The 438-nt window shown below is 34.5% G+C and carries 1 protein-coding gene; it reads right to left on the minus strand.

What is annotated here, in order from left to right; genetic code table 11:
• A partial coding sequence (locus KJR01_RS09825; RefSeq protein ID WP_214119061.1) for a toprim domain-containing protein occupies positions 1 to 438 on the minus strand: 438 nt, incomplete at both ends.

Below are 438 nucleotides of genomic sequence, written 5' to 3' on the forward strand. Positions count from 1 at the left end.
AATAAAGGGCTGAGCTTATACCCTACAATGCGATCTAAAAGACGTCTGGTTTGCTGAGCATTTACAGAGTGCATGTTTAATTTTCTTGGATTTTTTAAAGCATTTTCTATAGCGCTTTTAGTGATTTCATGAAAAACAATGCGTGGTAAGGTGTTTTCATCTTTTCCTATAGCTTTTACAATATGATAGGCTATAGCCTCTCCTTCTCTATCTTCATCCGTTGCAAGATAGACTTCTTTGGCATCTTTGGCTTTGCTTTTAAGTTCTTTAACTAAGGCGCTATGATCACTTGTGATTCTATATTCAGGGATAAATTCATCATCTTCTATTTTAATCCCAAAGCTTGATTTAGGCAAATCTCTAATATGTCCTTTAGAAGCGATAACTTCATAATCTTTTCCCAAAAAATTTCCTATGGTTTTAGCTTTTGCAGGAGAT

Source organism: Campylobacter sp. 2018MI10 (genome assembly GCF_018501175.1).
Classification (GTDB): domain Bacteria; phylum Campylobacterota; class Campylobacteria; order Campylobacterales; family Campylobacteraceae; genus Campylobacter_E.